General features: G+C 71.6%; 8 protein-coding genes. 2 read left to right on the top strand and 6 right to left on the bottom strand.

Going from position 1 to position 7,835, the window contains the following annotated elements:
- From DSY14_RS25570 to DSY14_RS25590, 5 genes are all read right to left on the bottom strand, one after another.
- The coding region (locus tag DSY14_RS25570) for an ABC transporter permease (protein ID WP_211719169.1) at window positions 1-538 on the bottom strand (538 nt) is incomplete at its 3' end.
- On the bottom strand, window positions 535-1,299 hold the full coding sequence (locus tag DSY14_RS25575) for an ABC transporter permease (RefSeq protein WP_211719170.1): 765 nt from the start codon (window positions 1,297-1,299) through the stop codon (window positions 535-537). The genes DSY14_RS25570 and DSY14_RS25575, both read right to left, overlap by 4 nt.
- Entirely contained in the window at window positions 1,296-2,195 is a 900-nt protein-coding gene (locus tag DSY14_RS25580) for an ABC transporter ATP-binding protein (RefSeq protein WP_211719171.1), read from the bottom strand. Before DSY14_RS25580 ends, DSY14_RS25575 begins: the two co-directional genes overlap by 4 nt.
- A gap of 129 nt (window positions 2,196-2,324) precedes the next feature.
- Window positions 2,325-3,032, bottom strand: coding sequence for a response regulator transcription factor (locus DSY14_RS25585; protein WP_211719172.1), 708 nt, complete (start codon window positions 3,030-3,032; stop codon window positions 2,325-2,327).
- Complete coding sequence (locus DSY14_RS25590; protein ID WP_211719173.1) at window positions 3,029-4,249, bottom strand: sensor histidine kinase; 1,221 nt, start codon at window positions 4,247-4,249, stop codon at window positions 3,029-3,031. The genes DSY14_RS25585 and DSY14_RS25590 overlap by 4 nt, the downstream gene beginning before the upstream one ends.
- A gap of 152 nt (window positions 4,250-4,401) precedes the next feature.
- Between DSY14_RS25590 and galE the strand changes: the two genes are divergently transcribed.
- Window positions 4,402-5,415, top strand: coding sequence for a UDP-glucose 4-epimerase GalE (galE, locus tag DSY14_RS25595; protein WP_211719174.1), 1,014 nt, complete (start codon window positions 4,402-4,404; stop codon window positions 5,413-5,415).
- Window positions 5,416-5,535: 120 nt separating this feature from the next.
- Window positions 5,536-7,116 carry a glutamine-hydrolyzing GMP synthase gene (gene guaA, locus DSY14_RS25600; protein ID WP_211719175.1) on the top strand — a complete coding sequence of 527 codons (1,581 nt, stop codon included), beginning with the start codon at window positions 5,536-5,538 and terminating at the stop codon, window positions 7,114-7,116.
- Window positions 7,117-7,208: 92 nt separating this feature from the next.
- On the opposite strand, the gene DSY14_RS25605 is transcribed toward guaA, so the two are convergent.
- Window positions 7,209-7,835: DUF4352 domain-containing protein (locus DSY14_RS25605; protein WP_211719176.1), on the bottom strand; the 627-nt coding region annotated here is incomplete at its 5' end.

A 7,835-nucleotide genomic window follows, 5' to 3' on the forward strand; every position in this document is an offset into this window, starting at 1 on the left:
CCCCCACCCCCACCGCGCTCCCCAACAGCCCCAGCGCGACGGGTGGTGTGAAGGACCGGATCACCATCGACAGCAGGGACTGCAGGGCCACCACCGGCAACGCGGCGACCACCGCGGTCAGCGCCACGGCCGCGTACCGCCACGGTGTGGCGCCCTCCAACCCCAGGAGGAACCGTCCGGTCAGGGCCACCGCCAGAAGCAGGACGGCCTGCATGGCCGCCACGACCAGGGTGAGCGAGACGAGTTTGGCGCCCACGATCGCCGCGGGCCGCGCGGGGGTGGACAGCAGGAGGTTCCGGTTGTGCCCTCGGTGCTCCATGCGCCAGGCGGCGGAGGCCAGCACGGAGATCGCCATCGACATGAAGAACAGGCCGTAGAACAGCACCGCCTGGGACCAGTAGGCTCCCCACCCCGTCGACAGCACGTCCTGGTTGCCCGCGTAGTTGAGGGTGCCCGCCGAGACGGCGAGCACCGGCAGGACCACCGCGACGACCCACAGGGCCGATCGGCGCAGTTTGGTGAGTTCGGCGACGATCACGCAGGACCTCCCTCGGACCGGTCGAGCCGCCGACAGGCCAGCAGGAACAGGGTCGCGGCGGCGCCCAGGAACAGGGCGAGGAGCCAGGGGACGGGGCCGGACCGGACCAGGTGGTCGCCGCTCATGGCCAGCGGCGAGATCGCCGCGTAGTACCCCCAGGGCAGGAGGTACGCCGCCCACACGGGCATGAGCAGCGAGAACACCGCGTAGAAGGCGCCGAGCAGGCCGACCCCCAGGCCCACGAGCTGGTGTTCCACCCGGGCGGCGAGCCACAGGTGCAGGCACAGCAGCGCCAGGTTCACCAGGACCAGGCAGAACGTGTACCGCCCCCACAGGGCGAGCGGCGGTGCGACCGTGATCCCCGCGGCCAGACCGGCGCCGAGCAGCAGCACCGACTGCGCTCCGGTGGTGAGGGTCAGCACCACGCCCAGGACCACCGCCTTGGCCCGGCACAGGGTGCCCGGACCGAACCCGGCCACCCGCGCCAGGGTCCATCCCCGCCCCTGGTGTTCGATGTCCACCTGCCGGCCGGCGAGCACCGCCACCAGGATCGGCGCGGTCATGGCCGTCATGAGCACCTGGTTCAGGAGCAGGGCCTCCCAGGGTTGCGCCGCCGGGTCGGAGAAGCCCGCGCGGGTCGCGTCCGAGAAGAGGTTCATCCCGGCCAGGGCGACGACGGAAGCCACCATCACCAGGCACAGCACCCCCACCCGCAGACGCCGGGACTTGTGGACCTCCAGCGTCACGGCCGTCCGGATCATGACAGGCCCTCGCGCCCGGTCAGGTCCATGAAGACCTCCTCCAGCGAACGGCGGACCCGGCGCACCCCGTGCACGGGAACGTCGTGGTGGACCAGACGCCGCACGAGCTCGGCGGTCCCGTCGTCGGTCGTCCCCGACACCCGCACGCCCCCGCGCACCCGCACCGCGGGGATGCCCAGTTCCAGCGCGCGGCGCGGTTCGGGGGTGTCCACGACCAGGTCCGGGACACTGCGATCGAACAACGCCTCCCGGGTCCCCTGGAACACCAACCTTCCCCGCCCGAGGATCCCCAGCACGGACGCCATCCGGTCGACCTCGTCGAGCAGGTGGCTGGAGACCATCACGGTGACGCCCTCGTCGGCCAGGGACAGCAGGAGTTCGCGGATCTCCTCGATACCGGACGGATCCAGCCCGTTGGTGGGCTCGTCCAGAACGAGCAGTCGCGGCTCGCGGGCGAGCGCCATGGCGATGCCCAGGCGCTGTTTCATGCCGAGCGAGTAGGCGCGGACCCGCTGGTCCATGTGGTCGCCGAGCCGCACGGTGGCGATGGCGCGTCGCACCTGCCGCTCGGACAGGCCGAGCATGCGCCGGACGATCGCCATGTTCTCCCACCCGGTCAGGTGCCCGTACCCGGGCGGCGACTCGATCAGGGAACCGATCATCGGCGACAGTTCGTGCCGGGTCCGTCGGTCCATGGGACGGCCGAAGACGCTGATCGCGCCCCGGCTGGGCCGGACCAGTGACAACAGCATCTTCATGGTGGTGGACTTGCCCGACCCGTTCGGCCCGAGGAACCCGTACACGCACCCTTCGGGCACCCGCAGGTCCAGGGAGTCCACGACCGTTCGGGACCCGTAGGTCTTCGTCAGACCCTCGGTGGTGATGACGTGACTCATGGAGCCTCCTTCCGCCGAGAAGACTCCACCGACGAGGCCGCGGGACACATCGGACCGCGGTACCGGATCGCGGCTCGTACCGGGGCAGGGGAGCCCCGTGCGGGTGCCTCCGGGACCCCGTCGGCGCGGTCAGCGGCCCGGTCGGGCGTCGCGCAGCAGGTCCGCCCGGTCCACCAACCCCGACCGGAAGGCGAACAGCACCGCCTGCACCCGGTCCCGGGAGCCGGTCTTGGCCAGGATGTGGCCCACGTGCGTCTTCACCGTCGGCATGGACAGCACCAGTGACGCGCAGATCTCGGTGTTCGTGCGTCCACGCGCCACCGCGGCGAGGATCTCCCGCTCCCGCGGGGTCAGCGACTCCAACGCCCGACGGGTGCTCCGGTCCGGCGGCGCCGTCGGTCCCGCGCGCCCTCCGAGCAGAGGGCGCACGTGGCGCAGCAACCGCCCCGTGGAGCTGGCCGAGACCACCGCGTCGCCACCGTGCACGGTGCGCAGCGCGGACAGGAGCTCCTCCGGGGGTGTGTTCTTGAGCAGGAACCCGGCCGCGCCGGCCTCGATGGCCTCGACGACGTACTCGTCGGTGTCGAAGGTGGTGAGCACGACGATCCGGCACCGCTCGCCCGAGGAGACCAGCGCGCGCGTGGCGGTCAGGCCGTCCGTCCCCGGCATCTGGACGTCCATGAGCACCAGGTCGACCGGGTCGTCGCGCTGGCGGTCCACGGCCTCGGCCCCGTCGCCGGCCTGCCAGGCCACGGCCATGTCGTGCTGCGAGTCGATCACCATGGCCATCCCGGCGGTGAACAGACGCTGGTCGTCGACCAGTCCCATCCGGATCACGCGTCCTCCTCCCAGGGCACCGTGGCCCCGACCCGCCACAGACCCGTCTCCTCGTCGGGTCCGACGCGGAGCGAGCCTCCGTGCAGAGCGACCCGCTCCCGCATACCGACCAGGCCATGGCCGCCCTCCCGGGTGGTGCCCGGCGCGGCAGGGAGGGGGTTGGTCACCGTGACGACGATGCGTCCGGTGGTGTGCGCCAGCTCCACCCGAGCGTCCACCGGCCCCGCGTGTTTGAGGGCGTTGGCCAGCGCCTCCTGCACGAGTCGGTAGACGGTCGCCGCGACACTGGCGGGCGGGGCGGCCGTCCCGTTCCCCGAAGGCCCACCGCTCCAGACCAGACGGGCGCGCAGACCGGCCTCCCGATACCCCTCCACCAGTGAGGGAAGCCCGTCGAGACCGGGGGCGGGCGCGACCTCGCGCGGTCCGTCCTCGCGCAACACCCCCAACAGCCGGTGCAGTTCCCCGGCGGACGCGCGGCCCACCCGCCCGATCGTCTCCAGCGCCTCCACCGCGCGCTCGGGCGAGGTCGACGCGGCGTAGCGGCCCCCGTCGGCCTGGGCGACGATGACGTTGAGGGAGTGCGCGAGGACGTCGTGCATCTCCCGGGCGATGTGGGTGCGCTCGTCCAGGGCGGCCAACCGCAGTTCCTGTTCACGACGGGCCTCGGACAGGCGCGCGTGCTCCCGCAGCCGGTCGACCTCCTCCCGGTCGCGCCTGCGCACGGTGCCGAGCAGGGCGAACAGGGACAGCGTCGTCCAGGACGACACCAGCGAGGCGACGCGGGTGAGGAGGTCGGTGCCGTAGACCACGTCCGGGACCAGCAGCACGGCCCCGGTCGAGCCCAAGAGCAGTGCCGCCAGGGCCGTCCGACGCCACCACACCGACAGCTCCGCGTGCGAGGTGTAGGCGGCGACGAGCGCGCAGATCACCGACAGGGTGGTGAACTGCCCCATCCAGCCGACCTGGAGCAGCAACAACAGAGCCAGGACCACGAGGGAGGTCACCGGCCGGACCCGGCGGACGCTCAGCGCCGCACAGCACCCCAGGGCCAGGATCAGGTAGGCGATGGAGGCGAGGGTCGAGGAGGACGACAGCGGCCAGGTCGCCGCCGCCAGGGCGAACCAGAGCGCGGCCCACGTCGCGTCCATGACGAACACGTGCTCACGCGCCCAGGACGACGCACGGGTGTGGACCGAGCGCGGGGACAGGACGGACATGCCCCCACACGCTACAGAGCGCGGCGCCCCGGGGCCTCATGCCACGGTACGAATCCGGTGGTCGTGCGTGCGGTGTGGATCACCCGGTCCGGGCCGTGGTGTTGCCTATCCTGAAGGGGTCCGCAGCACCCTCACTCCCAGGGAAGCGACTGATGAACGTACTGCTCACCGGCGGCGCCGGGTACATCGGCTCCCACACCGCCGTGGCGCTCCTCGACGCCGGCCACGAGGTCGTGGTCGTCGACTCGTTGGTCAACAGCCACGAGGAGGCCCTGCGCCGGGTGGAACGGATCACCGGTCGTACCCTGACCTTCCACCGGGCCGACTGCACCGACCCCGTGGCCATGCGGGAGATCCTCGACCGGCACGACATCGACGCGGTCATCCACCTGGCCGGACTCAAGGCGGTGGGGGAGTCCACGCAGCAGCCCCTGCGCTACTACCGCAACAACCTCGACGCGCTGCTCACCCTCTGCGAGGCCATGGACGCCGCCGGGGTCCGCGACCTGGTCCTGAGCTCCTCGGCGACCGTCTACGGCGACCCGGAGCGTGTGCCCATCACCGAGGAAGCACCGCTGTCCACCACCAACCCCTACGGCAGCACCAAGCTGTTCGCCGAGCGCATCCTGGACGACCTGGCCGCCGCCGATCCGGACTGGCGGATCGTCTCCCTGCGCTACTTCAACCCGATCGGCGCGCACGCCGGCGGCCTGATCGGCGAGGACCCGCAGGGCGTGCCGAACAACCTCTTCCCCTACCTCGCCCAGGTCGCCGCCGGGCGCCGTGAGCGCCTGAGCGTCTACGGCGACGACTACGACACCATCGACGGCACGGGGGTCCGGGACTACCTGCACGTGGTCGACCTGGCCGCCGGGCACCTGGCCGCCGTCGACCACCTGGCCGACGCCCCCGGGCACCGCCGCTACAACCTCGGCACCGGACGCGGCACCTCGGTCCTGGAGAGCCTGCACGCCTTCGAGCGGGCCTGCGGCGCCACCCTCCCGTACGAGGTGGTCGGACGTCGGCCGGGCGACATCGCCGTCTGCTACGCCGACCCCTCCGCCGCCGCCCGGGACCTCGGTTGGAAGGCGGAGTTGACCGTCGACGACGCCTGCCGGGACGCCTGGCGCTGGCAGTCGACCAACCCCCGCGGTTTCGCGGACTGACCCTCCGTCCGTGCCCGCGCCCGCCGAGTGCGGGGCGGCACATCGACCGGGGCGCTCCGAACACGGTGAACGGCCTAGACTGAGGGGACATCCTGATTGTTCTGCGGAAGGTCCTCCGTCGTGTCCGTTGGTGCTGACAGCACGTTCGACACCGTTCTCGTCGTCGACTTCGGTGCGCAGTACGCGCAGCTGATCGCGCGACGGGTCCGTGAGTGTCACGTGCACAGCGAGATCGTCCCCTCGACCATGCCCGTCGAAGAGATGCTCGCGAGAAAACCCAAGGCCATCATCCTCTCCGGCGGCCCCTCGTCGGTGTACGCCGAGGGTGCCCCGAACGTGGGGGCCGAACTGTTCGAGACCGGGGTTCCCACCCTCGGCATCTGCTACGGCTTCCAGGCGATGACGCGCGCCCTGGGCGGTGTCGTCGACAAGACCGATCTGAGCGAGTTCGGCCGCACGCAGCTGTCGGCCTCCGTCGACTCCCTGCTGTTCGAGGGGCTTCCCGCGGACCTCAACGTGTGGATGTCGCACGGTGACTCCGTCGTCCAGGCCCCCGAGGGTTTCCGGAGCATCGCCGGTACCGCGGGCGCCCCGGTCGCCGCCTTCGAGGACACCGACCGCCGTCTCTTCGGCGTTCAGTTCCACCCGGAGGTCATGCACACCGAGCACGGCCAGGACGTGCTGCGCCGCTTCCTGTACGAGGGGGCCGGCTGTCGCCCCACCTGGACGATGGTCAACATCGTCGAGGAGCAGCTGGAGCGGATCCGCGAGCAGATCGGCGACAAGCGCGTCATCTGCGCCCTCAGCGGCGGCGTGGACTCGGCCGTGGCGGGGGCGCTCGTGCAGCGCGCCGTCGGCGAGCAGCTCACCTGTGTGTTCGTCGACCACGGTCTGCTCCGCAAGGGCGAGGCCGAGCAGGTCGAGAAGGACTTCGTGGCGATCACCGGGGCCAGGCTCAAGGTGGTCGACGCCGAGGAGCGCTTCCTCGAAGCCCTGTCCGGGGTCACCGACCCCGAGGAGAAGCGCAAGATCATCGGTCGTGAGTTCATCCGCGTGTTCGAGCAGGCGGCCCGCGAGGTCGTCGACGAGAGCGGCGAGGCCGGCGCCGAGGTCGAGTACCTGGTGCAGGGCACCCTGTACCCGGACGTGGTGGAGTCCGGTGGCGGCACCGGCACCGCCAACATCAAGTCGCACCACAACGTGGGCGGTCTGCCCGAGGACCTGCAGTTCACCCTGGTGGAGCCGCTGCGCGAGCTCTTCAAGGACGAGGTCCGCCGGGTCGGCGAGGAGCTGGGTCTGCCCGCCGAGATGGTGTGGCGCCAGCCCTTCCCCGGCCCCGGCCTGGGCATCCGCATCATCGGCGAGGTCACCCACGAGCGTCTGGAGATCCTGCGCGAGGCCGACGCCATCGCCCGCGAGGAGCTCACCCGGGCCGGCCTGGACCGCGACATCTGGCAGTGCCCGGTCGTGCTGCTCGCCGACGTCCGCTCGGTGGGCGTGCAGGGCGACGGCCGCACCTACGGTCACCCCGTCGTGCTGCGTCCGGTCAGCAGCGAGGACGCCATGACGGCCGACTGGTCGCGGGTGCCCTACGACGTGCTGGCCCGGATCTCCAACCGGATCACCAACGAGGTCCGCGAGATCAACCGCGTGACGCTGGACGTGACCAGCAAGCCTCCGGGCACCATCGAGTGGGAGTAGGACTCCCCGTGAACGAGGGCGGGGCCCGGCGCGTGCGCCGGGCCCCGCCCTCGTTCGTGTGCCGCGTGGCCTCCGACGGCCCGTGAGCGCCCCTACTCCGGTGCGGGGAGCCTGATGCTGGTCGGGTCCACGTCCGGGTGGTGGACGAGCTCCAGCGACTCGGGGAGTTCGTCGACGGTCAGCAGGAAGACCACCGATCCCGTACCGAGCTCCCCGGGGTCGATCGTCGACCACAGGCTCGCCCGGACCTCCGTGGCGGTCGGAGTCTCGGCCTTGAGCCAGCGCTTGTCGTCCGTGACCAGCTTCTGCGCCTCGGAACCGAAGTCGATCGGTGCCTCGCCCCGGTTCTCCACGGCCAGGTCGACCACGCAATACCGGCCACCGGTGGAGGTCGAACGGCCCGGTAGTTCCTTGTCGCAGTGGACCCGGTCGACCTCGTAACGGACCGCCTCGTCGGCCGAGAACGCCGCACCGTCCTCGTCGGTGGGCGCCGGTTCGATCGGGGTGGAATCGGGGGGCGCGTCCTCACCCGGCTCCGGGCTCTCCCCCACGGAACCCTGGTCGCCGGCCCCGGGGACGGGGTCGGCCTCCCGGTCGAAGTAGCCGTTCAGGGCCAGGGCGACGACCATCATGATGGCCAGGACCGTCGCGATGGCGACCGCCACCAGACCCCAGAACAACCCCGGACGGCGGCCGGGGGTGGTGGGCCGGTGCGGGGG

Source organism: Nocardiopsis sp. MG754419, from assembly GCF_018207095.1.
Lineage (GTDB): Bacteria > Actinomycetota > Actinomycetes > Streptosporangiales > Streptosporangiaceae > Nocardiopsis.